The sequence below is a fragment of the Pseudomonas sp. LP_7_YM genome (assembly GCF_004364435.1).
Lineage (GTDB): Bacteria > Pseudomonadota > Gammaproteobacteria > Pseudomonadales > Pseudomonadaceae > Aquipseudomonas.
Genome location: NZ_SOCT01000003.1, coordinates 417,045 through 443,262, shown reverse-complemented (window position 1 = coordinate 443,262; position 26,218 = coordinate 417,045). Strand labels below are relative to the sequence as shown.

Annotated in this window: 21 protein-coding genes and 1 pseudogene; 5 read left to right on the top strand and 17 right to left on the bottom strand. The window is 60.0% G+C overall.

What is annotated here, in order from left to right; genetic code table 11:
- Positions 1-55: 55 nt before the first annotated feature.
- The 10 genes and pseudogenes from EC915_RS11045 to ccoN form a co-directional block, all read right to left on the bottom strand.
- Positions 56-751 carry a sulfite exporter TauE/SafE family protein gene (locus tag EC915_RS11045; protein WP_133750555.1) on the bottom strand — a complete coding sequence of 232 codons (696 nt, stop codon included), beginning with the start codon at positions 749-751 and terminating at the stop codon, positions 56-58.
- 153 nt (positions 752-904) lie between these two features.
- The gene (ccoS, locus tag EC915_RS11040; protein WP_133750554.1) at positions 905-1,120 is read right to left on the bottom strand and encodes a cbb3-type cytochrome oxidase assembly protein CcoS; all 216 of its coding nucleotides are present in this window, start codon (positions 1,118-1,120) and stop codon (positions 905-907) included.
- 17 nt (positions 1,121-1,137) lie between these two features.
- Positions 1,138-3,591: a heavy metal translocating P-type ATPase gene (locus EC915_RS11035; protein ID WP_133750553.1), complete on the bottom strand. Its 2,454-nt coding sequence runs from the start codon at positions 3,589-3,591 to the stop codon at positions 1,138-1,140.
- A 4-nt stretch (positions 3,592-3,595) separates the two neighbouring features.
- Positions 3,596-4,135, bottom strand: coding sequence for a FixH family protein (locus EC915_RS11030; protein ID WP_133750552.1), 540 nt, complete (start codon positions 4,133-4,135; stop codon positions 3,596-3,598).
- 6 nt (positions 4,136-4,141) lie between these two features.
- Positions 4,142-5,563 carry a cytochrome c oxidase accessory protein CcoG gene (gene ccoG, locus EC915_RS11025; protein WP_133750551.1) on the bottom strand — a complete coding sequence of 474 codons (1,422 nt, stop codon included), beginning with the start codon at positions 5,561-5,563 and terminating at the stop codon, positions 4,142-4,144.
- A 189-nt stretch (positions 5,564-5,752) separates the two neighbouring features.
- Positions 5,753-5,953: pseudogene (locus EC915_RS11020) on the bottom strand (type II toxin-antitoxin system VapC family toxin); the annotation flags it as partial.
- A gap of 13 nt (positions 5,954-5,966) precedes the next feature.
- Positions 5,967-6,947: a cytochrome-c oxidase, cbb3-type subunit III gene (ccoP, locus tag EC915_RS11015; RefSeq protein ID WP_133750550.1), complete on the bottom strand. Its 981-nt coding sequence runs from the start codon at positions 6,945-6,947 to the stop codon at positions 5,967-5,969.
- On the bottom strand, positions 6,944-7,135 hold the full coding sequence (locus EC915_RS11010) for a cbb3-type cytochrome c oxidase subunit 3 (RefSeq protein WP_133750549.1): 192 nt from the start codon (positions 7,133-7,135) through the stop codon (positions 6,944-6,946). Before EC915_RS11010 ends, ccoP begins: the two co-directional genes overlap by 4 nt.
- Before the next feature lie 5 nt (positions 7,136-7,140).
- Positions 7,141-7,752 (bottom strand): cytochrome-c oxidase, cbb3-type subunit II, encoded by a 612-nt coding sequence (gene ccoO / locus EC915_RS11005; protein ID WP_166650964.1) that lies wholly within the window; start codon positions 7,750-7,752, stop codon positions 7,141-7,143.
- Positions 7,752-9,194 carry a cytochrome-c oxidase, cbb3-type subunit I gene (ccoN, locus tag EC915_RS11000; RefSeq protein ID WP_133750548.1) on the bottom strand — a complete coding sequence of 481 codons (1,443 nt, stop codon included), beginning with the start codon at positions 9,192-9,194 and terminating at the stop codon, positions 7,752-7,754. Before ccoN ends, ccoO begins: the two co-directional genes overlap by 1 nt.
- Before the next feature lie 940 nt (positions 9,195-10,134).
- Between ccoN and EC915_RS10995 the strand changes: the two genes are divergently transcribed.
- A complete protein-coding gene (locus EC915_RS10995) occupies positions 10,135-10,824 on the top strand; it encodes an alpha/beta family hydrolase (RefSeq protein ID WP_133750547.1) in 690 nt (229 codons plus the stop codon).
- On the opposite strand, the gene EC915_RS10990 is transcribed toward EC915_RS10995, so the two are convergent.
- The 5 genes from EC915_RS10990 to acnA all read right to left on the bottom strand — a co-directional run bounded on the left by EC915_RS10990 (position 10,813) and on the right by acnA (position 18,785).
- A complete protein-coding gene (locus EC915_RS10990) occupies positions 10,813-11,301 on the bottom strand; it encodes a hypothetical protein (protein WP_133750546.1) in 489 nt (162 codons plus the stop codon). The two genes, EC915_RS10995 and EC915_RS10990, sit on opposite strands and share 12 nt — an antisense overlap.
- Before the next feature lie 654 nt (positions 11,302-11,955).
- Positions 11,956-12,612, bottom strand: coding sequence for a hypothetical protein (locus tag EC915_RS10985; RefSeq protein WP_133750545.1), 657 nt, complete (start codon positions 12,610-12,612; stop codon positions 11,956-11,958).
- 771 nt (positions 12,613-13,383) lie between these two features.
- Positions 13,384-14,949 (bottom strand): PAS domain-containing methyl-accepting chemotaxis protein, encoded by a 1,566-nt coding sequence (locus tag EC915_RS10980; RefSeq protein ID WP_133750544.1) that lies wholly within the window; start codon positions 14,947-14,949, stop codon positions 13,384-13,386.
- A gap of 105 nt (positions 14,950-15,054) precedes the next feature.
- Positions 15,055-15,846 (bottom strand): CPBP family intramembrane glutamic endopeptidase, encoded by a 792-nt coding sequence (locus EC915_RS10975; RefSeq protein ID WP_133750543.1) that lies wholly within the window; start codon positions 15,844-15,846, stop codon positions 15,055-15,057.
- A gap of 197 nt (positions 15,847-16,043) precedes the next feature.
- On the bottom strand, positions 16,044-18,785 hold the full coding sequence (gene acnA, locus EC915_RS10970; protein WP_133750542.1) for an aconitate hydratase AcnA: 2,742 nt from the start codon (positions 18,783-18,785) through the stop codon (positions 16,044-16,046).
- Between the two features lie 237 nt (positions 18,786-19,022).
- On the opposite strand from acnA, the gene rlmM reads away from it, so the two are divergent.
- The 4 genes from rlmM (at position 19,023) to EC915_RS10950 (ending at position 23,151) form a co-directional block, all read left to right on the top strand.
- Entirely contained in the window at positions 19,023-20,090 is a 1,068-nt protein-coding gene (gene rlmM / locus EC915_RS10965; RefSeq protein WP_133750541.1) for a 23S rRNA (cytidine(2498)-2'-O)-methyltransferase RlmM, read from the top strand.
- A gap of 87 nt (positions 20,091-20,177) precedes the next feature.
- Complete coding sequence (locus tag EC915_RS10960) at positions 20,178-20,741, top strand: helix-turn-helix domain-containing protein (RefSeq protein WP_133750540.1); 564 nt, start codon at positions 20,178-20,180, stop codon at positions 20,739-20,741.
- A gap of 330 nt (positions 20,742-21,071) precedes the next feature.
- Positions 21,072-22,493 carry an FAD/NAD(P)-binding protein gene (locus EC915_RS10955; RefSeq protein ID WP_133750539.1) on the top strand — a complete coding sequence of 474 codons (1,422 nt, stop codon included), beginning with the start codon at positions 21,072-21,074 and terminating at the stop codon, positions 22,491-22,493.
- A 169-nt stretch (positions 22,494-22,662) separates the two neighbouring features.
- A complete protein-coding gene (locus EC915_RS10950; protein ID WP_133750538.1) occupies positions 22,663-23,151 on the top strand; it encodes a hypothetical protein in 489 nt (162 codons plus the stop codon).
- A 321-nt stretch (positions 23,152-23,472) separates the two neighbouring features.
- Here EC915_RS10950 and EC915_RS10945 read toward each other — a convergent pair whose 3' ends face one another.
- Together EC915_RS10945 and ssuD are read right to left on the bottom strand one after the other, a co-directional pair.
- Complete coding sequence (locus EC915_RS10945; RefSeq protein ID WP_166650971.1) at positions 23,473-24,576, bottom strand: sigma-54-dependent Fis family transcriptional regulator; 1,104 nt, start codon at positions 24,574-24,576, stop codon at positions 23,473-23,475.
- Positions 24,577-24,793: 217 nt separating this feature from the next.
- A complete protein-coding gene (gene ssuD / locus EC915_RS10940) occupies positions 24,794-25,930 on the bottom strand; it encodes an FMNH2-dependent alkanesulfonate monooxygenase (RefSeq protein ID WP_133750537.1) in 1,137 nt (378 codons plus the stop codon).
- Positions 25,931-26,218: the final 288 nt, after the last annotated feature.

Here is a 26,218-nt window from a genome sequence, read left to right as displayed (position 1 = left end):
GACTGCAAGCCCATGCAGAACGGTGTTGCGTTCACGGATCCGGGCTGGCGATAGCTCAGTGCCCCATCAACCAGTGCTGATGCGGGCCCGGCAGGGTCCACAGGCCAAACAACATCACCAGCAGCCCCCCGGTAATCCGTACGCCACGTTTGCGCAGCAGTGCGGTGGTGCGCTCGGCGGCAAGACCGGTGGCCAGCAACACCGGCCAGGTGCCGACACCGAACGCCAGCATCAACAGCGCACTGGACAGCGCATTGCCCTGGCTCGCGGCCCACAGCAGGGTGCTGTAGACCAACCCGCATGGTAACCAGCCCCATACCGCGCCAAGCAAAAGTGCACGGGGCAGGTTCGACACCGGCAACAAGCGACTGGCCACTGGTTGAAGGTAACGCCATAACCATCGTCCCAGGCCTTCGATGCGTGTCAGCCCGCTCCACCAGCCGGCAAGATAAAGGCCCATGCAGATCAGCAACAGCGCGGCGATCACCCGCAACGCCATCGCCCCTGGACTGTTTGCCACCGCCCAGCCCAGCAGGCCGATCAGAAGTCCGGCGCAGGCGTAGCTGAAGATTCGCCCCAGGTTGTACGCCAATAGCAGACGAAAGCGTCGGCTGCGCTGCTCCCTGGGGATAGCCAGCGTCAGCGCACCCATCAGGCCGCCACACATACCCAGACAGTGTCCGCCGCCGAGCAGGCCAAGAATAAGGGCCGAGAGGAGCTGGGGGAGGAGGCTGGAGAGTGCCTCAGGCATGAAAGGGGCCCGATATTTCGGCAGCGTCTATCCAGCCCCCTTCGCGGGCAGGCTCACGCCCACAATGGGCAGGCGTCGAACCACAGGCTTGTGCATCGCGCTTAACCTGCGCGCGCGAAGAGGGCGGTCGTATCTGTGCAACAATCAACCTGTTCATCCCGCCTTTTTCTCATCCGGTTTCTGCACCTCTTTACCCGACGCCTCAACCACCGCTGCTTGGTGATTGGGGTCCTGATCGTCGAACAGAATGCTGTGCGCCGGTCCGTCCAGGTCGTCGTACTGACCGCTGTCCACGGCCCAGAAAAACACGTAGATCGCCACCGCCACGATCAACAAAGCCACCGGAATCATGATGTACAGCGCTGGCATTGAAGCTCCGGATTCCGTTAAGTGAACAGCGGTTGTTGAACGTCGAGCGGGACGGGCAGGTAATGGCCAGCCTTCACTCGAGTCAGACGCAGGGCGTTGAGGACTACGATCAGAGAGCTGACCGACATGCCCGCTGCCGCCCACAGCGGCGTGATCCAGCCCAGCGCGGCGAATGGCAGCATGAGGCCATTGTACAGCCCCGCCCACAGCAAATTCTCGATGATGATGCGTCGTGTACGTCGGGCCAGGTCGAATGCCTGCACCAGGGCCTGTAAGCGATTGGACAGCAACACCGCGTCTGCGCTGGTCTTGGCCAGGTCGGTGGCCGAACCCATCGCCACGCTGATGTCAGCCGCTGCGAGTACCGGTACGTCGTTGACGCCGTCGCCCAGCATCAGCACCTTGTGTCCCTGCGCCCTGAGCTGCTGGAGGACCTTCAACTTGTCATCCGGTTGCAGGCTGCCACGGGCCTCGTCGATTTGCAGCTGTGCGGCGACACTGGCCACCATCGGCGAACTGTCCCCCGACAACAGCAGGGTTTTCCAGCCCCGCTGTCTGCAGGCCTCGATCAACATGGCGGCGTCATCGCGCAGACGATCGTCAAGCACCAGCCACGCCAGCGCTTGCTGTTGATTTCCAAGCAGCAGCCACTGGCCCGACTCATCCGGCATGGGAGGCACGGGGCTGCCGCTCAAGGCACAGACGAACGCGGGTTGGCCAATGCGCAAACGACGGGTTGCAACGTGACCTTCCAAACCCAATCCCGGTACGCTGGTTACCTGCTCGGCATTCAGTGGGGTAAAGCCGAATGCCCGGGCGATGGGGTGTTCCGAATGACTTTCCAGCGCGGCGGCCAGACCCACGCATTCCTCACTGCTGAGCGAACCCAGCGTGCGAACCGCTCGAAGGGTCAAACGGCCTTCGGTGAGCGTGCCGGTCTTGTCGAAAATAACCGTGTCGATCCGATTCAACCCTTCGAGCACATGCCCCCGCGTCAGCAACAGGCCGAGCCTGTGCAGCGTGCCGGTGGCCGTGGTCAGCGCCGTCGGAGTCGCCAGCGATAAGGCGCACGGGCAGGTGGCTACCAGCATCGCCAGCACGATCCAGAAGGCGCGATCAGGTTCCAGTTGCCACCACACCAGCCCGATGGCCGCTGCGAAAATAAGTGTCATCAGCAAGAACCATTGCGCCACGCTGTCAGCGATCTGCGCCGCCCGTGGCTTCTGCGACTGCGCCCGTTCCAACAGCCTGACAATGGCCGATAACCGGGTTTCGTGGCCCAGGGCCAGGACTTCCACGGTCAGTGCGCTTTCGATATTCAGCGTGCCGGCTGTCACTGCGTCGCCAATGAAGCGAGGCTGGGGCAGATATTCGCCGGTCAGCAGCGACTCATCGATGCTCGACTGGCCGGCCACGATGCATCCATCCGCTGGCAGCACTGCACCGGGCAGTACCAGCACATGATCGTTCGGTTGCAGTTCGCTGAGCAAAATGCGCTCGCTCTGGCCGTTTTTTTCCAGGCGCAAGCAGGAAGCCGGTAACAGGTTGACCAGCTGCGCAGTGGCGGCCGCAGTGCGCTCGCGGGCACGCCGTTCCAGATAGCGTCCGGCCAGCAGGAACAGCGCGAACATGCCTACCGCATCGAAATACAATTCGCCGTTGCCGGTGATGGCTGTCCAGATGCCTGCCAGATAGGCCATGCCGATGGCCAGCGACACCGAGAGGTCCATGGTCAGGTGGCGTGTGCGCAGGTCGCGTAACGCCCCTTTGAAGAACGGCATACAGCTGTAAAACACGATAGGTGTCGTCAGAAACATCGCCACCCAGCGCAGGATGGTGTGCATTTCCGGGCTCAGGTCGGCGTTGAATTCCGGCCAGGTGGCCATGGTCGCCATCATCGCCTGAACCCAAAGCAGCCCCGCGACCGCCATTTGACGCAAGCTGCGACGGTTTTCTTGCGCCAGTCGCTCGGTGTGCTGGTCGGCTTGGTAGGGGTGTGCGGCATAGCCAATACTGCGCAGTTCGTGCAACACCTGACTCAAGGGCAGCGCTGTGTCGTTCCAGCGCAGTTGCAGGCGGTGGTTGGACAGATTCAGACGAGCCTCGACCACCGGCGACAAGGTGCGCAAGTGACGCTCTATCAACCAGCCGCAGGCCGCGCAACTGATTCCTTCGATCAGCAGTGTGGTTTCGGCCAGATCTTCATCGTGGTGCACGAACGGCGCCTGAACATCCGGGCGATCGTACAGCGCTTGCTCGTCTGCCGCTGCTGCGGGCAACACTCGAGGATTGGTCGAGGCTTCACTTCGATGGACGTAGTAGCCCTCCAGCCCGCCAGCGACGATGGCCTGTGCCACCGCCTGACAGCCGGGACAGCAGAACTCGCGGGTGTTGCCGAGCACCACAGCCGTGAAACGGCTGCCACGCGGGACGGGCAGCGCACAGTGGTAACAGGGAGTGGGCGTATTCATGGCATTACTTTTTCGCAGCTTCGGCGCCTTGAATCGGCTCGTCGCCCAGGATCAGATCCTTGTCGCGCACGATCGACTCTTCTTCAAACAGGCGCCAGGTCTGGCTGTTCTCCACGCCCAGCAACTCGACGAAGCGTCGCCCTTCGACCCGATCGCTCAATTGCCCGACGTAGCGGCCCGGTTGCGCAGGAGCGCGAGCCAGGATGATCTTGCGGTCCTTTTCCGGCTGTGTCGGTGAGATTAGATTCAACACCAGGGTTTCCGGCTGGCTGTTACCGGTCAGGCGCATGCTTGCTTCGCCGGTGACCGGGTCCAGGCTCACGGTGGCGCGCAGCTTCAGGGTTTGCGCCAGCAACTCGCGATCCAGCGAGCGGTTGATGCCTTTGCCGGCCTCGTAGTAATTGTCGCTGACCAGGTTGTCAGGATGCGTCACGGCAATCGTCACCATCGATAGGGTCAGGGTCACCGAGCAGGTCAGAATACCGATGATGATCCACGGCCAAAGGTGCTTGTACCAAGGGCTTGAGACGGTTGCTACGGGCATGTCTGACTACTCTGAACGAACGTGTGGGCCGATGAACCGGCTTTTGGCTTGCACTTGGGTACTGCTGTTCTCGGCGTCCCTGAGGAGGAAGCTGATCTCATTGCTGCTCGACGGCATCCGTTCAGGGGCAACCGACAGCTCCACCGGCAGGGTGAAGATTTCTCCTGCAGGCACCTTTATCTCGCGCCGACCTTGCAGTTTCAGGTCCGGTAACCCAGTGGCCTCAAGCACATACGTGTGATCGACCTGATCCTTGTTCATCACCTTCAGGCTGTAGACGTTCTCGATCCGCCCTTCTGCGTTTTCCCGGTACAGCATGCGGTCCTTGCTGACGTCCAAGCCGATCAGCGAACGGGTCCAGAATGCAGTAGTCAGCACGCCGATCATCACCAGCAGCACAGCTGCATAAGCGATCAGGCGCGGTCGCAGTTTATGAGTGGTCTGTCCGGAAAGGTTGTGCTCGGTGGTGTAGCTGATCAAACCGCGAGGGTAGCTCATCTTGTCCATGACAGTGTCACAGGCATCGATGCAGGCCGCGCAGCCGATGCATTCGATCTGCAGACCGTCGCGGATATCGATGCCGGTGGGGCAGACCTGGACGCACAGGGTGCAGTCGATGCAGTCGCCGAGTCCTTGAGCCGTGTAGTCCGTGTCCTTCCTGCGCGGGCCACGTGTCTCGCCGCGACGTGGGTCGTAGGAAACGATCAGGGTGTCCTTGTCGAACATCACGCTTTGAAACCGCGCGTAGGGGCACATATGGATGCACACCTGCTCACGCAACCAGCCGGCGTTGCCATAAGTCGCAAGGGTGAAAAAGCCGATCCAGAAGTACGACCAGCCGTCCGCCTGGCCGGTGAAGAACTCCACGGTCAGGTCGCGTATGGGAGAGAAATAGCCGACGAAGGTCAATCCGGTGGTCAGGCCAATCAGCAGCCAGAGGCCATGTTTGGTGAACTTGCGGGCGAATTTGCCGACGCTCATCGGTGCGTGGTCGAGCTTGATGCGCTGGTTGCGATCGCCCTCGGTGACCTTCTCGCACCACATGAAAATCCAGGTCCAGACACTCTGCGGGCAGGTATAACCGCACCACACGCGACCGGCAAAAACGGTGATGAAGAACAGCCCGAACGCGCTCACGATGAGAATGCCGGACAACAGGATGAAATCCTGCGGCCAGAAGGTCGCGCCAAAGATGTAGAACTTGCGCTCCGGAAGATTCCACCAGACTGCCTGATGGCCACCCCAATCGAGCCAGACCGTGCCGAAATAGAGAAGAAACAGGACAATGCCGCCGATGAGGCGCACGTTACGAAAGACACCAGTAAACGCCCGGGTGTAGATCTTCTGTCGGGAGGCATAAAGGTCAACGCTGTCACCCTCTGTGTAGGCCGGTGGGGTGACGTTGTGAACCGGTATCTGGTTACTCATCGAGGTGCGCTCATAGAAACACCACGGGGCAGTGGCAAAACTTGCCTCGGCCAGTGTGTGTCGACCGGGGTACTGGGTGCTTGTAACGCCGCACAGGTTTGATTGTCACTTAATTGCTCGCCTGGGGCCGCCGTTGCGCGTGGCTCGGCTTCCGCCCGCAGCGCGCCAGCGCAGAGTGATCGAGAACGCTCAGCTTTCGATGCCATACGGCACAGGCTCTTCATTCAACTGACTGATCCAGGGGTTGAGCAGCATGACGCCGCTTGCGGCGAAATCTGCGGTATTACGGGTGACGACCGTCATGCCATGCACTAATGCCGTGGCGGCGATCAACGTGTCGTATTCACTCCGCGGGTCGGGAACATGCAAGCGTGCGTCCCTCCACGCTAGCGGGGGTCAGCGCTCAGTCCTGGGTTTTCTCTACTTTAATCTCATGAGACAGGCTGTAGACATACGCGGCCAGCAAGTGCACCCGGTCGTTGCCTTGTAACAGTGCCTGCGCAGGCATCTGGCCCTGGCGGCCATAGCGGATGGTCTGTTGCACTTGCGCGAAGCTGGAACCGTAGATAAACCCGGTGGGATCGGTCAGGTTGGGCGCGCCCATGGCAGGAGTGCCTTTGCCTTCGGGACCGTGGCAGGCGATGCAGGTGGTGGCATAGGTCTTCTGCCCGGCAACCGGGTCGGCCTGGGTGCCTTCCGATAATGGGCGACCGGCCAACCGGGCCAGCACATAGGCGGACACGTCGCGCACCCCTTGCTCGCCGATCACCTGATCCCAGGCGGGCATCACCGCGTGGCGGCCGCCCATGATAGTGGTTTTGATGGTTTGCGGGTCGCCGCCCCAGCGCCAATCGTTGTCGGTCAGGTTGGGATAGCCAAAGGCGCCTTTGGCATCGGAGCCATGGCACACCGCGCAATTGGAAGCGAACAGTCGACCGCCCATTTTCAGCGCTTGTGGATCCTTGGCAACGTCCTCGATGGGCATTGCGGCAAATTTGGCAAAGATAGGCCCGAAGCGCGCTTCCGAGCGGGCCATTTCCTTCTCCCACTCGTGTACCGCGGTCCAGCCCTGAGTGCCGTCTGAAAAAGCGATCTTCTTGTCGTTGTCGACGTAGCCGTAACCCGGCAGCAGGCCTTTCCAGCTGCCCAATCCCGGATACAACGCCAGGTAGCCCAGGGCAAAGACAAGGGTGCCGACAAACAGCCAGAACCACCATTTGGGCAAAGGATTGTCGTACTCCTCGATGCCGTCGAACGCATGGCCGACGGTTTCGTCGGTGGTGTCGGCGCGCTGGCCCTTGCGGGTCGCCAGCAGCAACCAGGTCAGGCAAAAGAGCGTGCCCAGCGTCAGCACGGTGACGTATAGGCTCCAAAACGTAGTCATTGCTCATCGCTCCTTGCGGCCTTCGCTTGCTTGAGGTGCCTGATGGCCTCGGGATCGTCGGCAAAGGGCAACAGCGTCGCGTCGTCAAACTCGGCTTTGCGCCGTGGGCTGAACACCCAAAGCGCCAGCCCTATGAAGGCCACCATCACAACGATGGTGCCCAGGCCTCGAATGGTTCCGATATCCATAGCGATCACCGCTTGCTCTTGATGAGAGTGCCCAGGCCTTGCAAGTAGGCCACCAGTGCGTCCATTTCGGTCTTGCCCTTTACGGCAGCTTCGGCACCGACGATGTCTGCGTCGGTATACGGCACGCCCAGGCTGCGCAGGGCTTGCAGTTTGCGGCCGGTCAATTTGCCGTCGATTGGGTTGTCCGCCAGAAACGGATAGGCCGGCATGATCGATTCGGGCACCACGTCGCGCGGGTTGTACAGGTGCGTGCGGTGCCAGTCGTCCGAGTAGCGACCGCCCACCCGAGCCAGGTCCGGCCCGGTGCGTTTGGAACCCCACAGGAACGGGTGATCCCACACGCTTTCGCCCGCCACCGAATAATGGCCATAGCGTTCGGTTTCGGCGCGGAACGGGCGGATCATCTGCGAGTGACAACCGACACAGCCATTGGCAATGAACACGTCGCGGCCTTCCACTTCCAGGGCCGGACGCGGCTTCATGCCCTCGACCGGCCTGGTGGTGACATCCTGAAAAAACAGCGGCACGATTTGCGTCAGGCCGCCCACTGCGACCGCGAGGACCATGAAGAGCGCCAGCAGACCGATGTTCTTTTCGAGCTTTTCGTGCTTGATCATCAGTGGGCTCCCACGACGGCGATGTGGCTGGCAGCGTCGGCTTCCTGCGCATTCGAGGACCGTACGGTGCGGAACACGTTGTAGGCCATGAACAGCATGCCGCTGGCGAATGTGGCACCGCCCACGGCGCGCACGATATAGCCTGGATGGCCTGCTTGCAGCGCCTCCACAAAGGAATAGGTGAGGGTGCCGTCATCGTTGATCGCACGCCACATCAGACCCTGAGTGATGCCGTTGACCCACATCGAGGCGATGTACAACACGGTGCCGATGGTGGCGAGCCAGAAATGCGTGTTGATCAGGCCGATGCTGTGCATCCGCGCACGGCCATACAGGCGCGGAATCATGTGGTAGACCGAACCGATGGAGATCATCGCCACCCAGCCCAACGCGCCGGCGTGGACATGACCGATGGTCCAGTCGGTGTAGTGCGAAAGCGAGTTGACGGTCTTGATCGCCATCATCGGGCCTTCAAACGTTGACATGCCATAGAACGCCAGGGACACCACGAGAAAACGCAGGACCGGGTCAGTGCGCAACTTATGCCAGGCACCCGAAAGGGTCATCATGCCGTTGATCATGCCGCCCCAGCTCGGTGCCAGCAGGATGATCGACATCACCATGCCCAGCGACTGTGCCCAATCAGGCAGCGCGGTGTAGTGCAGGTGGTGCGGGCCGGCCCAGATATAAAGGGTGATCAATGCCCAAAAGTGCACGATGGACAGTCGATACGAATAGATAGGGCGCTCGGCCTGTTTTGGCACGAAGTAGTACATCATGCCGAGGAAGCCGGTGGTCAGGATAAAGCCTACGGCGTTGTGCCCGTACCACCACTCGATCATGGCGTCGGTGGCCCCGGCATAGGCCGAGTACGATTTGAAGAGGCTCACCGGCAGCGATATGTGGTTGACGATGTGCAACATCGCCGTCACCAGAATGAATGCACCGTAGAACCAGTTGCCCACGTAGATGTGTCGGGTCTTGCGCTGAGCGATGGTGCCGAAGAACACTATCGCGTAGGCAATCCATACCACAGCCAGCAGAATAGCGATCGGCCATTCCAGTTCGGCGTATTCCTTGCTGGTGGTGTAACCCAAAGGCAGGGTCACGATTGCGCCGATGATTACAGCCTGCCAGCCCCAGAAGTGGAAGGCCGCCAGGCGGTCGGAAATCAGCCGGGTCTGACAGGTTCGCTGCACGACATAGTAGGAAGTACCGAACAGTGCGCAGCCACCGAAGGCGAAGATCACCAGATTGGTATGCAACGGACGCAGCCGCCCGAACGTGGTCCACTCAAGCCCGAAATTCAGGTCAGGCCATACCAGCTGCGAAGCGATAAAGACCCCCAGGCCCATGCCAAGAATCCCCCAGACCACCGTCATGATGGCGAACTGGCGGACGACCCTATAGTTATACGCAGTCGGCGTGATTGCAGTGCTCATTCTACGGTTCCACGGTTTGGATGGTTGTTAGTGTGGTAACGGCCGCAGCATCCAATCATGGACAACGCCCTCCGTTACACCGGAGCGTGGGGCGAGGCCAGGCGTCGAGTGCTGTGGTGGTTCAGCAGATGCCTGCGCGTAGGTGCGCCGAGGCGATCTGCCCAAGTGGGCCGAAGGGGCGGGGAAACAGGTCGGTGAGGCAGCGCGCGTGAGTGGAGAAAGTTGGATACAACCCTGCGGGTGACTGACAGGGCTGCGCTGTCTGTCTGCAAGAGGGTTGAAAGATCGTGCACAATCCTTTCACTGAGCCTGTGGCCAGCTGTAGCCGGACCACTGTGGCGCTTAGCTTAGACGGGTTTGTTCGCCGATGGAAGCCGCATGAACAGAGGTAGCGACACTTGGCCGCGAGACAAGGGCAAGTTGCCGCGCCCCGGACGGAGCGCGGCATTCACCTTTCTTCGATGATCGCTGAAACGATTCTCTCCCTGCATTCCCTGCGAACGGGATAGCATTTCTACACCGCAGGTTGTATACAAAAGCCGCCGACAATTGCACTTAATTACTGCCCAAAAAATTTGGCCCGAGCTGGCAGATAAGGCCGGAGATCGTCGCGGTTGATCGACCGGCGCCGGTCAGAAAAGACGATCTCATCAATGAACCCGCCCGGTTGCGTGTGGTTTGGGGCGCTCATGGTGAAGGTGTTTTTTCTACCGAAGTGTGCTGGCAGGGTAAGTACCCGAAGCTGAACCGGGGCTGTCACGGCTGAGGATCTTCGAGACGTTCGTCGGTACGCAAGACTGGGTCTGCAGCCATTGTTCCCGCTGCAGGTAAGCATTAGCTGCGGTCAGGTCATGGTACGTCAGTACTGCCCGGCGCGCTGATCCTCGGCATAATGGTGAGCATTTTCTCTTACCCGCGGTCAGGACAGATCGAGAAAAACATGAGCAAAGAACATTCTGCGAGTACTCACGCCGAGCAATGTGCGCAACTGGCAAAAAACCAGGGCTGGCTGTGGAATGCTCCCGTCCCGTCCGAAAAACGCGAGCCTGCAACGCTGATTCTCGCCCACGGCGCCGGGGCCCCGATGGACAGTGAGTTCATGAATGACATCGCCCAACGTCTGGCTACGTTGGGCGTCGGTGTGCTGCGCTTCGAATTTCCATACATGAAGCAGCGCCGGATCGACGGTGGCAGGCGCCCACCCAATCCCCAGCCCAAGCTGCTCGAATGCTGGCGCCAGGTTCATGCGACATTACGGCCTCATATCAGCGGGTGTTTGGCCATCGGCGGCAAATCCATGGGCGGGCGCATGGCCAGTCTGCTCGCCGACGAGTTGCAAGCCGATGCGCTCATCTGTCTTGGCTACCCGTTCTATGCGGCAGGCAAGCCTGAAAAACCCAGAGTCGCGCATCTGGCCGAACTCCGGACCCCGACCCTGATCCTTCAGGGGGAGCGCGATACGTTGGGCAACCGCGAAACCGTCGAGGGCTACATCCTTTCACGCCAGATTCATGTCCATTGGTTGCCCACTGCCAATCACGACCTCAAGCCCTTGAAGGCGGCAGGTGTCAGTCATGAGGCGTGCTTGCAGGACGCAGCCGAACAGATCGTCAGAAAGCTAGTCGGCTAAGGGTTCAAACGGCTCTGCGGGGCGGCAGCGCAGATCGAATTCTCCTTGAGATACGGTGAAGTCGATCGCCGACATCGAAAATTCGAACGCCCCGCGCAGCCGTCCGGTGTGTGCATCACATTCATGCAACGTTACGCTGCCGTGCTGAAAATCCCGCGAATGATAGACCTGCGCTTGCTGTCTGGGCGTGAGGTGATAGACCGCCGTCAGCCGCTCGTTGCGTACCAGATCGTAAGTGCCGGGCTCAAGCGACTGATCGATGAAAAAGCCGAATACGGTACGACGCCAAGCGACTTTGCCCGTGGCGTGGACCTTCCATATCTTGCACGTGCGCTCGCCCGCCAATTCGGAGCGCAGGCACAAGTGCCCTTGCAAATGAGTGGTGGTAAAGGGCTTGTCGTTGATTAACGCGCGGAAATAGCCTTGGCTTGAACCGCGGGGACGGCCGGGGGAGGGGAACTGCGTAATTTTTTCCATAAAAGTCCTTTGTATAGATGTGCTTTTCCAAGTGCCAAAAAATGGAATTCGTATTGAGCGTGTTTCGGGTGTGCAGGACCTCCCTGTTCCGCAAATAAATTAATCGCAAGATTATTCCTCGGTCAACGTGGTAAAAATCTACATATGTAGGATTTTTTGAAGTTTTGTAGGACGTTAATAAGGAACTCAGAAAAAGTTGTGCAGGTTTTTTGCCCTAAAACGTGGAAATATCGGAACTGTGAATTTTTTGGAGTAAGAAAAAACGTTGACCCTTTGGGATGTATCCTACTGTGATTTTTTATGGTTTTTATTCACAAGGAACGTATGGGTTCCCAGGTTTGTAGTGCTCTCATGCAAGAGGGAGGCGTGCGTATATCTGGAGTATTTAGTCCGCAGGGGGTGAGTGTGCTTGCGCTGTCCATGAGTACTCTTTTTTCCCAGGCAGGGGCGGCAGAGGGAGGCGTGAAACTACTGAAACGTGGGCTCGGGAAGTTGCCCAGGGGGCATGGTGTTCAGAAGCGGAACGGGGGGGCACTGGTTGGAGGCGACGTGGGGCTGCGCATCGGGTTCTGACGCGTTTCGCGCTGCAATAGCGGTTTGTAATCTCGTGACTAAGCCCCGACCGCAATGAAGCAGTCGGGGTCTTGATGATTGCTATTGCAGTTTGCGACGGCGAATTGCCCGACCGCGCTGCGTCTTTGGATGATCTTTCCCATCGCAGCGCAGGACAATTTTCAAGGTTTCCGAAATGCCGACCAGGCGTGTACGTCGAACCACCTCGTAGCGAATCTCGATCGCGCCAGTCTTGTAGCTACCCAGTTTCTCGGCATTGAGGTACTGGATCAGTCGTGGTCCGGTTCGACCGCTGGACTCCCCGACGGTGGTGTAGAAAGTGCAGTTGCCCCAACGCATCTTCAATTGATCCCCGGCCCAGATTTTAGCGGTGCGAGGGACGTTGATGAACACCCCGGCAATGAGTTGTTCTTCGGTCACGACGCCGTCCTTGTCGCCGGTGAGAAACGGGGCAGGAAGGGAAGGCATGGCAGCCATGGCCTGCACGTCCAGCTCCCATGGAAACCCCAGGGCGCTTTGCAAATGCTCGGAGTAGAAGGTGGCGGTCTCGTTTGCGGTGACCCCTGGGGGCTGAGGCGCATGCAAGTCCTGGTAATGGGGAACCGTAGTCTTGCGCAGTGCTGGTTCGTCATGCTCTTTGTTGTTATCCATTAACTGATCTTTCGTTGATTTTTTATGGTTATCCAGGGGGGTATCTTGTGGATCGGCAGAGGGCTGGATGTCCATTTCGTCTTCCATGGAAGCTCCTTGATCAGATGGTTGTGACGGTGTTTAAAAATCAGACGATGACAACCTAATTTGTAGGACGTGAGCGTCTCAGCTGCATATGTTCGATTCGGTGAAAGCTACTGTCAATCGAGTGGCTTGCAGAGCTTTACATCGCTATACAGGTTAAATTTTTCCTCTTGAATAAAATCCCGGGATGTGGATTTCTGCATGTTTCCGTCGTTTTATCTGGGTTGTAACTATATATGTATCGTATTTGGCGATGCAGAATGTGCTTGCGAATGGGAGTGTTCCTAAGCGGTTGTAGGCGTTGAGGAAATAAGCATGAAAAAAATAAATCCAGATAATGCTCATTGAGTGGCTCTTGAACAGACCTGGATGCATATGCATGGAGGTCTGCGCGTCAAATAGTCGAACGAATATCGGGATTATGCTGTTACAAAGTTATTGACAGGGCCACGGGGAGCGATCTGATCCGCCGGTTACCAACGCGCTCGGTCACGGCGTAGCCAATAACCCTATTCGGACAGCAAGGGTGTGCAGCGCTTCACGTTCAAAAGTGACCCTGACAGGAAGCAGGGTCCGCTCGTCGGATTACACGGTTTGCGTCGTTCATAACACTAACTAAACCCGTGGAAGCCTCCTCCATCTGTCAGCCCTACAGTCCCTGGAATAGCCCGGGAAAGCGATCACACACGCAACGTTGAATATTTCCTGCTTTACACCGGGCCATAAAAAGCCCCGGCAGACGAACTGCCAGGGCTCGGGATGGAACGTGGGTTATCAGCGGTTGAAACGCTCGACCAGTGAGTACTGGCTGTTGGCAGTATTGGTCAGCTCTGCACTCAGGTTGGCCGAGCGACGGGCGTCATCCGATGTCTGGTCCGCCAGGTGGGCAATGGTACTGATGTTGCGGCTGACCTCTTCGGCGACCGAGCTTTGTTCTTCGGTGGCTGCGGCGATCTGAGCCGTCATGTCGGTGATGTTGGCCACTGCGTCGCTGATGCCCACCAGCGCCTTGTCAGCTTCCATAACCTGCTCGACGCCTTCTTCGGCCTGACGACGCCCGGTGTTCATGGTCTGAACGGCATTGTTGGCGGTCGTTTGCAGCTTGGCGATCAGCGAGTGGATCTGCCCCGTGGATTCGGTGGTGCGTTGTGCCAACTGGCGCACCTCGTCGGCCACTACGGCAAAGCCACGGCCCATCTCGCCCGCACGTGCCGCTTCGATAGCAGCGTTCAGGGCCAGCAGGTTGGTCTGATCGGCGATACCTTTGATCACGTCGACCACGCCACCGATCTCGTCGCTGTCCTTGGCCAGTTGGGTGACAGTCACGCCGGTTTCTCCCACCGAGGATGACAGGCGCTGGATGGCTTCGCGGGTTTCACTGGCGATGTCACGACCTCGGCGGGTCAGTGCATTGGCTTGCTGCGTGGCCTCGGCGGTGCGTTGAACGTGGTTGGCGACCTCCTGCGTGGTCGACGCCATCTGATTGATGGCGGTGGCGACCTGTTCGGTTTCCAGGCGTTGACGATCAAGCGCATTGGAACTGGCCTGGGCCAGGCTGTTGGATTGTCGCGCTTGCGAGTTCAGGTGTTCGGCAGTGTCCTGCAGCCGCGTCAGACAGGTCTTCAGGCGGGCTTCCTGACTGAGGATGGACATTTCCAGACGCGCTTGCGGACCACGGCTGTCGGTGTACATCTGCGCGATCAGCGGGTCTGAGGTCGTTTGTTCGGCCAGTCGTAACAGGCGCTTGATCCCGCGCTGCTGCCAGGTCAGACCGAGCAGGCCCAACGGTACGGACAGGGCGGCCGCCAACGCGAAACCCCAATGTGAGTTGAGCCACACACCGATCAGGAAGCTCAACTGACTGACCAGAATGAATGGCAGCCAGTCCTGCAGCACCGGCAGCCAGGTGTCGCGGCTGGGCACGGCAGATTTGCCGGCATTGATGCGCTGATAGAGCGCTTCAGCACGACGAATCTGCTCGGCAGTAGGTTTGATCCGTACCGATTCGAAACCCACTACATCCTTGCCATCGAAGATCGGCGTGACGTAGGCGTTGACCCAGTAATGGTCGCCGTTCTTGCAGCGGTTTTTGACGATGCCCATCCACGGCAGGCCCTGCTTGAGGGTCCCCCACATGTGCTCGAACACGGCCGGCGGGACGTCAGAGTGACGCACCACGTTATGTGGCGCCTTGAGCAATTCCTCACGGGAGAAGCCACTGATCTCGACGAATGCATCGTTGCAGTAGGTGATCACGCCGCGTGCATCGGTGGTCGAGATCAAGCGTTGCTGCGCCGGGAAGGTCCGTTCGCGTTGGGTAATGGGCTGGTTATTACGCATAAGCTGGTCTGTCCGGGAAAGGCTTTGACGAGTTATCGGCTCGCTTGCCAGGAAATTAAGCATTTTGTGAACTGCGTCATGAAGCGCGTTGCGGCAGGTCAATAGTCAGCGGTCGAACATCGGATAGGTGAACAGGCTGAAATGCGCAAGATCAAGCCCGAAGTGGGTGATGACCGCTGCGGGGAACCCGCCGTAACGGTAAGCGACGCCGCAGCCGAGCCCGGCCAGCCCGGCAAGCACCACCCACTGCCAGCCGCTACCCATGTGTGCGAGTCCGAACAACAGCGCGGCGATGAGCATCGCCAGTGTTTGGTGACAAGGAACCCGCTGCAGCAGACGGCTCAGGCCGCCTTGTATATAGCCGCGAAAGAGCAGTTCTTCCGTGACGGTCACCAGCAGCAGATTATTCAACGCCCAGATGCCACCTTGCTCGGGCCAGTTTGGCGACCAGCCGATCTGGTGCATCACGATGGCGCTCGTCAAACACGCCCCGAGGGTGACAGGCACCGCCACGCTGCTGACGATCAGCATACGGCGCAGGGTCACAGCGCAAAACACCCAGGGACATGTCAGCGCGATCCAGAAGCCAATCAGAGGCTTGTCGAGGTTCAGGTACATCGAAAATGGCGCAGCTTCCGGCGTGAAGCGCACGGCGGCGATGACTCTGCTGCTGAAAAAACCAGGCAGCCAGTGACTCGCCAGTCCCGCGGCCAGCGCAACGAAAAGCACATGGCCGAAGGCGCGAACCGCCCAATGAGGGAACTGGCTGACGCAGATCCCGGCCATGATCAATAAACCGAACGTGACCACGACCGGAATGCTCAACTGCCCGTACACCAGCGCGATGCAATAACCGAGGCTCAGGAGCGTGAGCGTGCTCCAGCGCTGCGCCGGCATGAGGACGTCCTTGAGCGTAGGAGAAGGCCGGCGATTTTAACGTTGATTAAACGGATGTGTATGTGATGAAGGGATGAAAGGTGTCTGAAAATCTGGTGAGTAATTCACCTGCTGGATGTAGGTTTTTTCTGAAAGATCGGGACCACGGCGCAGACGCTCAAATCGCCGTGGTCCTCAGCGGAGGGTTGGGTGTCAAATTACGCCGCAATCAACTGCCGCAACACATAATGCAGAATCCCGCCGGCCTTGAAGTATTCCACTTCGTTCAGGGTATCGATCCGGCACAGCACATCGACGCTTTCCTGCTGGCCGTTTTCCCGGGTGATCTGCAGGCTCAGGCTGATGCCAGGTTGCAGCGTGGTGCCGGTCAGTCCAGTGATGTTCAACACCTCCGTACCGGTCAGTTCCAGGGTCTTGCGACTCTGACCATTTTTGAACTGCAGCGGCAGTACGCCCATGCCTACCAGATTGGAGCGGTGGATACGTTCGAAGCTCTCGGCGATGACAGCCTTCACACCCAACAGGTGGGTGCCCTTGGCTGCCCAGTCCCGACTGGAGCCGGTGCCGTATTCCTGCCCGGCGATGACCACCAGCGGCGTGCCTTCCTGCTGATAACGCATGGCGGCATCGTAAATCGGCAGTTTCTCGTCCGTTGGCACGTGCAGGGTGTAGCCGCCTTCTTCGTTGCCGAGCATTTCGTTGCGGATGCGAATGTTGGCGAAGGTGCCGCGCATCATCACTTCGTGGTTGCCGCGTCGCGAACCATAGGAGTTGAAGTCTTTTGGTTCTACGCCCTTGCTGCGTAGATAACGACCTGCGGGGCTGTCGGCCTTGATGTTGCCAGCCGGTGAAATGTGGTCGGTAGTGACGGAATCGCCCAGAATCGCAAGCACCCGTGCCCTTTGTACATCGGCGATCACGGGCAACGGACCGGCGACGTCGTCGAAGAACGGCGGGTGCTGAATATACGTGGAGTCGTCCTGCCACACGTAGGTTGGGTCCTTGGACACTTCGATGCCTTGCCACTGCTCGTCACCGGCGAACACCTCGGCATATTCCTTGTGGAACATGCCGGTGCTGACGTTGAGCACAGCGTCGGCGATTTCCTGTTGCGTAGGCCAGATATCGCGCAGATAGACCGGCTTGCCGTCGCTGTCTTTGCCCAGTGGTTCGCTGCTCAGGTCGATACGCACGCTGCCGGCCAGCGCATACGCGACGACCAGAGGCGGGGAGGCCAGCCAGTTGGTTTTCACCAGCGGGTGCACGCGACCTTCGAAGTTGCGGTTGCCGGACAGGATCGAAGCGACGGTCAGGTCCGATTGCTGAATGGCTTTTTCGATAGGCTCGGGCAGCGGGCCCGAGTTGCCGATACAGGTGGTGCAGCCATAGCCGACCAGATTGAACCCCAGCGTGTCCAGATACTCGGTCAGGCCCGCAGCGTTGTAGTAATCGGTGACCACTTTCGAGCCGGGCGCCAGCGAGCTTTTCACCCAGGGTTTGCGTCGCAGGCCTTTTTCCACTGCTTTTTTCGCGAGCAGCCCGGCCGCCATCATGACGCTTGGGTTCGAGGTATTGGTGCAGGAGGTAATGGCTGCAATCACCACTGCGCCGTTTTTCAGGCGATAGGTGTTGCCCAGATACTCGTATTCCGCTTCGCCAACCTGTTCGGCATTGCCCACCGCAACACCACCGCCGCCTTCACTTTCGAGGCGGCTTTCATCGTGCTTGCTCGGTTTGAGCGCCAGACCGAGAAAGTCGCTGAACGCTTGGGAAACATCCGGCAGAGCAACGCGATCCTGTGGCCTTTTGGGGCCGGCAAGACTGGCGACCACAGAGCCCATGTCCAGCTCCAGCGCATCGGTGAACACCGGCTCTTTGCCCGCAAGGCGCCACAGGCCCTGCGCCTTGCAATAGGCTTCGACCAGTTTGACGGTGTCGTCGGGGCGGCCCGACAGGCGCAGGTATTGCAGGGTCACGTCGTCGACCGGGAAGAAACCGCAGGTCGCGCCGTATTCAGGGGCCATGTTGGCGATGGTCGCCCGGTCCGCCAAGGGCAGCTCAGCCAGGCCGTCACCATAAAACTCGACGAATTTGCCGACCACGCCTTTCTTGCGCAGCATCTGGGTCACGGTCAGCACCAGGTCGGTCGCCGTGATGCCTTCCTTGAGCTTGCCGGTGAGTTTGAAGCCGATCACTTCTGGAATCAGCATCGACACGGGCTGACCGAGCATCGCCGCTTCCGCTTCGATCCCGCCGACACCCCAGCCCAGCACGCCCAGGCCGTTGATCATGGTGGTGTGGGAGTCGGTGCCCACCAGCGTATCCGGAAAGGCATAGGTGCGATCGTCTTCTTCCCTCGTCCAGACGGTACGGCCCAGGTATTCGAGGTTAACCTGATGGCAGATTCCGGTGCCTGGCGGCACTACGCTGAAGTTATCGAACGCACTCTGGCCCCAGCGCAGGAAGGCATAACGCTCGCCGTTGCGCTGCATTTCGATGTCCACGTTCTCGCCAAAGGCTTGCTTGTCGCCAAATTTGTCGACCATCACCGAGTGGTCGATGACCAGATCCACCGGCGACAGCGGGTTGATGCGTTGCGGGTCGCCGCCAGCCTTGGCCACCGCGGCGCGCATGGCCGCCAGGTCGACCACCGCCGGTACGCCGGTGAAGTCCTGCATCAGCACACGGGCGGGACGGTACTGGATTTCCCGGTCGGATTTGCGCTCGGTGAGCCAGGCGACAATCGACCTGAGGTCCTCGCCGGTGACGGTCTTGTCGTCCTCCCAACGCAGCAGGTTTTCCAGCAGCACCTTGAGTGACATGGGCAGCGTGTCCAGATCGCCCAGGGATTTGGCCGCTTCGGGCAAGCTGAAGTAGTGGTAGGTCTTGTTGTTGACGTCGAGTGTCTTGAGGCTTTTCAGGCTATCGAGGGAGGGCATGAACTAACTCCTTGACGAGTCCGCACGGTACGGGCGGGTGAAACACGCAGAACGGTAAGACGGTGTGTTCGGGCCCTCTGAAAGGCGGCTCTAAACGGTCATTGAGTAGTACTGGACCTTTGGCCTGCGCCAGTGGTTCCTGATTCCGCTATCATGCGCGGCTTTCGAGTCATTGAGGTGCAGCCTCAAGTATAGAGCGCGCCGTGAGACCGTCCGGCGCGCGAGGAGACCATTTTAGTGAACACCCTTTTCATGCATTGCCGCCCCGGTTTCGAGGGCGAGGTCTGCTCGGAACTCAGCGATCACGCCGCGCTGCTGGCCGTGTCCGGCTATGCCAGAGCCAAGCCCGGTGCGGCCTGTGCCGAATTCGTCTGCACCGAGCCGGACGGTGCCGAACGGCTGATGAACGGTGTGCGCTTTACCAATCTGATCTTCCCAAGGCAGTGGGCCCGCGGGGTGTTCGTGCAGTTGCCCGAGACCGACCGTATCAGCGTCATCCTCGAGCACATGGCCGGTTTTGCCACCTGTGGCAGTCTGTGGCTGGAAGTGGTCGACACCAACGACGGCAAGGAGCTTTCGACCTTCTGCCGCAAATTCGAAGGTCCGCTGCGCAAGGCGCTGGAAAAGGCGGGCACGCTGGTGGACAACCCGAGTCTGCCGCGATTGCTGCTGACCTTCAAAAGCGGACGCGAAGTGTTCCTGGGTCTGGCCGATAGCGATAATTCGGCGATGTGGCCGATGGGCATTCCCCGGCTCAAGTTTCCCCGGGAGGCGCCAAGCCGCTCGACGCTGAAGCTGGAAGAAGCCTGGCATCACTTCATTCCCCGTGAGCAGTGGGATGAGCGCCTGTCCGGCGACATGACCGGCGTCGATCTGGGCGCCGCGCCCGGTGGCTGGACCTATCAGTTGGTCCGGCGCGGGATGCTGGTCACCGCCATCGACAATGGTCCGATGGCCGAAAGCCTGATGGACACCGGGCTGGTGCAGCATCTGATGGCCGACGGCTTTACCTACAAGCCACGTCAGCCGGTGGACTGGATGGTCTGCGACATCGTCGAAAAGCCTGCACGCAACGCTGCCCTGCTGGAAACCTGGCTCGGGGAGGGGTTGTGCCGTGAGGCGGTGGTCAACCTCAAGCTGCCGATGAAGCAGCGTTATGCAGAGGTGCGTCGTCTACTAGCGCGCATTGAGGAAGGCTTCAAGACACGAGGCGTGAAGGTGTCGATCGGTTGCAAGCAGCTGTACCACGACCGCGAGGAAGTGACCTGCCATCTGCGGCGGCTGGATATGAAGCGCAAGGCGTAGGCACCTGCGAACCGGGTGCATCGTCAAGCCTTCATGCTGCCAAAACCGGTCAGTCGGGTGCGCAGGGTGGCAAAGGGGAGTGATTCAATGGACAACGAACATTCGCAACGCGCGTCCGTGTTGCAACACGTCAGCCTGAATGTACGGCGTTTGCGGCATGCGGCGAATTTGAGCCAGACCGCCCTCGCGGAAAAATCCGGCGTCAGCCGGCGCATGTTGGTAGCGATTGAGGCGGGCGAGAAGAACGTCAGCCTCGCCACCCTTGATCGTGTGGCCGAGGCGCTGGACGTGGCGTTCAGCGATCTGATCCAGGCGCCGGAAGAACCCGATCCCAGTCGCATCAATGAGATCGCCTGGGCAGGCACCTTGCCGGGCAGCAAGGCGGTGTTGCTGGCCAAGGCGGTGGCACGCAAGGGCGTCGAACTGTGGGAATTCTCCCTGGAGCCGGGAGAGGCCTACCTTTCTGAAGCGGACCCCGATGGCTGGAGCGAGCAAGTCTATGTGATCGAAGGCTGCCTGACCGTTGCCCTTCCGGAAGAAATCCGCCAGGTCGCGACGGGCGAGTTCTTCATGTTTGCCAGTAACCGGCCCCATGCCTATCGCAATGAGGGGACGCAGGGGCTGCGGTTCGTGCGTAACGTGGTGTCGTGAGGTGACGCGTCCGTGGCCGTTTGCGCCCCCCGTGCGGGTGAGTCCATTGCCGAGGCGGTATTGCAGACCTGCACTTCGCCGGCAGTGACGTTTCTGTCGCCAATGAATGCGCTTTAACCGAAGTAATACGCTGTCGCGGGTGTTGACGACGCAACACCCGATCAACACTTTGCCCGCTATTTGGCCAGCAAACCTCGCCATATCCCGGCACGCGCCATGCCTTGCATCCTTCATACCGAAACAGGTCGCGTGCGCCCCTGTTTGAATCCATCTGCAGGCTCGCCATACTCAGGCCTGCGCGCCGTCACGGCGATGAAAAGGCGAACAAACATGACTTCAGAGAACAATCGACCTGATGCTGACATTCTGATCGTTGGTGGAGGGCTCAGCGGCACCTTGCTGGCCGTGCATTTGCTGCGCCTGCCGGGGCAACGGCGGATCGTGATCGTTGAATCGCGCAGCGAACTGGGTCGCGGCGAAGCCTACAGCGCCACCGATCCAGGCCATACCCTCAATGGCAATGCCGCGCGCATGAGTGTCGACCCGGATGACGCCGATGACCTGACCCGCTGGCTGGCGGAATTCATTGCCGCAGGCGGCTGGCCGGAGTCGGACGAGCAGCATGCACCGGTGGCCGAACTGTTTGCGCCGCGGGGGATTTTCGGTCTGTACGTTCAGCAGCGTCTGGCCGAAGCCCAGGCCTTGGGAGCACCTTATGGTTCGACCGTTGAGCATGTGCGCAGCGAGGTCATGGACCTGCAAACCGAGGCATCGGGCATTCGCCTTACCCTGGCCGACAATACCCGGCTAAGCGGACGTTTCGCCGTGCTGGCCACCGGCATGTTCGCCGCCGCGCGCACGCCACAACACGGCTCAAACGACTTGAACGCGGCAGCGGTTGACCCGTGGGATATCGAAGGCATGCGTCGCCTCGACCCTGAGGGTCGAGTGCTGATCATCGGCTCCGGCCTGACCATGGTCGATGCACTGGTATCGCTGGAAAAAGCCGGGCATCGCGGTCCCATCGATGTGTTCTCCCGTCATGGTCTGCTGCCTCATGTGCGTCGGCAGCCGCCGGCCTGGCCGGACTTTCTCGCCGCCGACCACAGCATTCGCAGCACCCGGCAACTGGTGCGCGCGTTGCGTGAACAATGCGACCAGGCGCTCGCCCAGGGCATCGACTGGCAGGCGCCGCTGGACACCGTGCGGGTGCATATCCCGCGTCTGTGGAGTCAGGCCACTGACCTTCAGCGCCGCCAGTTCGTACGCCACGTGCGGCCTTGGTGGGAAAGTCATCACCACCGCTCACCGCCGCCCAGCGCGCAATTGCTGGATCGCCTGCTGCAAGCGGGGCGTCTGAGCATCCATGCCGCATCGTTGCAGGCGGTGCTGGATCGCAACCCGGGACAGGTGCGGATCAGTGTTCGCCATCGCGCAGAAGAGCAACTGACGCAGGTCAGCGGTGCGGCGCTGATCAACTCCACAGGTATTCAATACGACTGGCGCCGTGTGGATCGAGCCTTGACCCGGCAATTGCTGGCGCGCGGGCTGGTTCAGCCTGGGCCGTTGGCGCTGGGCATCGCGGCAGACCCGGGCGGTGCGGTGCTGGACGCAGGAGGCCGGGTGTCCGGTCGTCTGTTTGCGATGGGCCCGCCATTGCGCGGCCTGTGGTGGGAAAGCACGGCGGTGACCGACGTGGCGTTACAAGCCAAGGCCTTGGCGGCGCGGTTGAGGTCACTTCAGGAAGGTTGAAGGCCGCGGAGAGTAAATGCAGTGAAATTGTGTCAACTGCGACACAATTTCGACGCCTGCCTCTAAAGGCCAGTACGAAAGAGCCGACAGCCAATAACAGACCCCGCGAAACCGTTGGTTTCCCGCAGGTACTTCACAGGACTGAACAAGGCGATGGAGGCACTCTTACATGTTGAGCTTGAGTTTCAGGAACCCGGCCGATACCGCGCTGTTGTTGCAACAAACCCTCGCAAACGCTCAGCAGTGCGCTGAGCAAAGCGGTGAAGTGCCTGATGCCACCGAGCAACTGCGACAGGGCGTCGAGGTGTTGTTATCGCCCGAGGCGCAAAAGGCTGCCAAGACCACTGACAAGAACGCCGACATCGACGCGACCCACTTGCCGGACCGCATCAAGGATCAGTTGAAGTTGATCCGTTCCATCCAGGAGCGTATCGCCAAGCGCATGCAAGACATGCAGGCCTTCATGAGCGACCGCTCACTGTCGCCGCGGGTCCGCGAAGGCAAGATGCGACAGTTGCAAATGGAAATCATGGCTCTGACCCACTCACTGATGCAGGCCACTAACCAACTGAATCAGGCGATGCAGCAAATGAGCCTGTCACAGGCCGACCGTTCGCTGGCCGGCACGCTGGTCAGTCCGCAGAACCTTCAATCCTGAACCAGCAGGCGCCGTCTCGTCCCAAGTCCTTCCCCGCCTTTCGCGCCGCAAACCCGGATATTTGCGGCGACTGAACTTCAGCCTTGGTGAGCACGCTCACGCCCACAGGGAAGAGGGGGTCAGCACGGCGCGGCAGCTGGCCCCGAACGCCATGGGCGCGAGCTTTCTCGCGAAGGGGCCGGTCCACTCACCACATCTCATCGGCAGTGCCTCAGCCTTCATGAAATACCCTCATCAAAAACGAGCACGGCGCAGTAGTCGACCTGCTTTCCGTAGGAGCGAATTCATTCGCCAGGCGCACGCCCTGACGACGCAGAACGATCAGACCGACAACTGCATCATTCGGTCGCCCTGCAGTTGCTCACCGGGTCGCCGCTTGTTCACGGCCAACTCGCCGATCTTGATCAGCCGCGCCCGAATTACATTGCGGCTCAGACCCAGCAGCTGCGCGGTATGCACCTGGTTGTAGTGACTGAAGCGATAGGCTGCTCGCAGCAGGGCATCTTCGACTTTTTCATGCAGGGCCCCGGCCTGTTCTTCGAAGAGTTTCTGAAAGGCGCGGGCGAGCAGGGCATCGGTGGAGTCGTCGACCACCGGTGACGACTCCTCCTGACGCTCAAGGCGCAGGTTGGAGAGGCGCAGGTCGTTGGCCTGGATCACGCCGTTGCGGCAGATCAGCAAGGTGTGATGAATGACGTTTTCCAGTTCGCGGATGTTGCCCGGCCAGCTGTACGTGCGCAGCTTGTGCTCGGCGTCGCTGCTGATCTGGATCGGCCCGCAGCCAAGGCGCTGGCTGTAGACCTCGATGAAGTGCCGGGTCAGCGGCATGATGTCGCCGGGACGCTCGCGCAGTGTGCTCAATTCCAGATTGACCACGTTCAGGCGATAGAACAGGTCTTCGCGGAAGTGTCCGGCGTTGATCGCGCGTTCCAGTTGCACGTTGGTGGCTGCCAGCACCCGCACATTGATCGGCGTACTCTTGCGCGAGCCCAGGCGCACCACTTCACGTTCCTGCAACACGCGCAGCAGTTTGACCTGAATAGCCATCGGCAGATCGCCGATTTCGTCAAGGAACAGCGTGCCGCCGTTGGCTTCCTCAAACCAGCCGGCCTTGGCGGTCAAAGCTCCGGTGAAGGCGCCTTTCTCATGGCCGAACAGTTCGGCTTCCACCAGGGATTCGGAGAACGCACCGCAATTCACTGCGACGAAGGGTTGATGACGACGACCGCTCAAATTGTGGATATGGCGCGCAACCAGCTCCTTGCCGGTGCCGGTCTCGCCGATGATCAGCACGCTGGCATCGCTGGGCGCGACCTGTTGCACGTGGGCCAGCAGTGCCTGGGACTTGGGGTCTTCGAACACCTGCGCGGTGGCGCGGATCGAAGTAGCCAGAGCCGGAGAGGGCGGTAACGTCAGTAGCTGCATGGGGATCACTTGTGGTTGAAACGGGACGCTGACGGTCATGTAGGAACTCCTTGACTGATCGTTCCCAGGCTTGGCGTGGGGATGCCGCCGATGACGCTCTGCGTCAGACAGTGGATGCAACGCGTCCGGGGATGCGTTCCCGCGCCAAGCGTGGGAACGATCAAGCAGAGCGTGGGAGTGATCGACACCTCTCCCACAGGCCGTGGGGTCATCGTGATTACTTCTGCGGCGGCAAATCATTGGCGATCATCTCGCCAAACGGGCCGGTCAGATTGGTGATGCCGCGCCCGGCCAGGCTGCGATAGGGCTCAGGCAGCAGCGGGAACACCAGTTCGGCAAAACGGTAGGCCTCCTCCAGATGCGGGTAGCCGGAGAAGATGAAGCTTTCGATGCCCAGATCCGCATATTCCTTGATCCGTGCAGCGACTTCTTCCGGGTTGCCGACCAGCGCAGTACCCGCCCCGCCCCGCACCAGCCCGACACCAGCCCACAGGTTCGGGGCGATTTCCAGATTGTCACGACGACCGTCGTGCAGCGCAGCCATACGCCGCTGGCCTTCGGAGTCAAAGCGCGAGAAGGATTTCTGCGCGGCGGCGATGGTGTCGTCGCTGATGTGCTCGATCAGCTTGTCAGCGGCTTTCCAGGCCTGCTCGCTGGTTTCACGCACGATCACATGCAAGCGGATCCCGAACTTGACGGTGCGACCATTGCGCGCGGCGCGTTCGCGGATATCAGCCAGCTTCTGGGCAACAGCAGCGGGTGGTTCGCCCCAGGTCAGGTACACATCGACCTGTTCGGCCGCCAGTTCGTGAGCAGCCTCCGATGAACCGCCGAAATACAGCGGCGGGTAGGGCTTCTGGATAGGCGGGTACAGCGCTTTGGCGTTCTGCACCTTCAGGTGTTTGCCTTCGAAGTCCACAGCTTCGCCTTGCAACACGCGGCGCCAGATCTTGAGGAACTCATCGGTGACCTCGTAGCGCTCGCTGTGATCCAGGAAACTGCCATCGCCACGGTTTTCATCAGGGTCGCCGCCAGTGACGACGTTGATGAGCAGACGCCCGCCGGACAGGCGATCCAGCGTAGCGGCCATGCGCGCGGAAACGGTCGGCGAGATGATGCCCGGACGAATCGCTACCAAATAACGCAGTCGCTCGGTCAACGGCACCAGTGCCGAAGCGATTACCCAGGAGTCTTCGCAGGAGCGACCGGTCGGAATCAACACGCCGTGGTAACCCAGATCATCGGCAGCCTGCGCTACCTGCTTGAGGTAGTTGAGCGTGACCGGACGCGCACCTTTGGCAGTGCCCAGAAAGTGGCCGTCGCCGTGGGTCGGTAGAAACCAGAAAACATCCATGAGAAATCCTTCGAGCAGCATCGGTGGCTTTTGAAATAGGTGCGCCATTTATAGAGGTTGTGGGTTATGCCGTAAAAGAACTGAATCCCATATTTTTAGATCGATTGGAGATATGGCTGTATTTACCTTTGAAAACGTATGTCCTGCACCAGCGGTATTGTTGCGCCCCACTGACTGCGTGTATGAGCGCGTTGGCCCGCAATCACAGCCTGTCAGTCAGTGAATGCATGACAATGTCTGTCGGAGTCTAAACGGGGCGGTTTACGGGAGCCGAAGTAAAAAGACAGG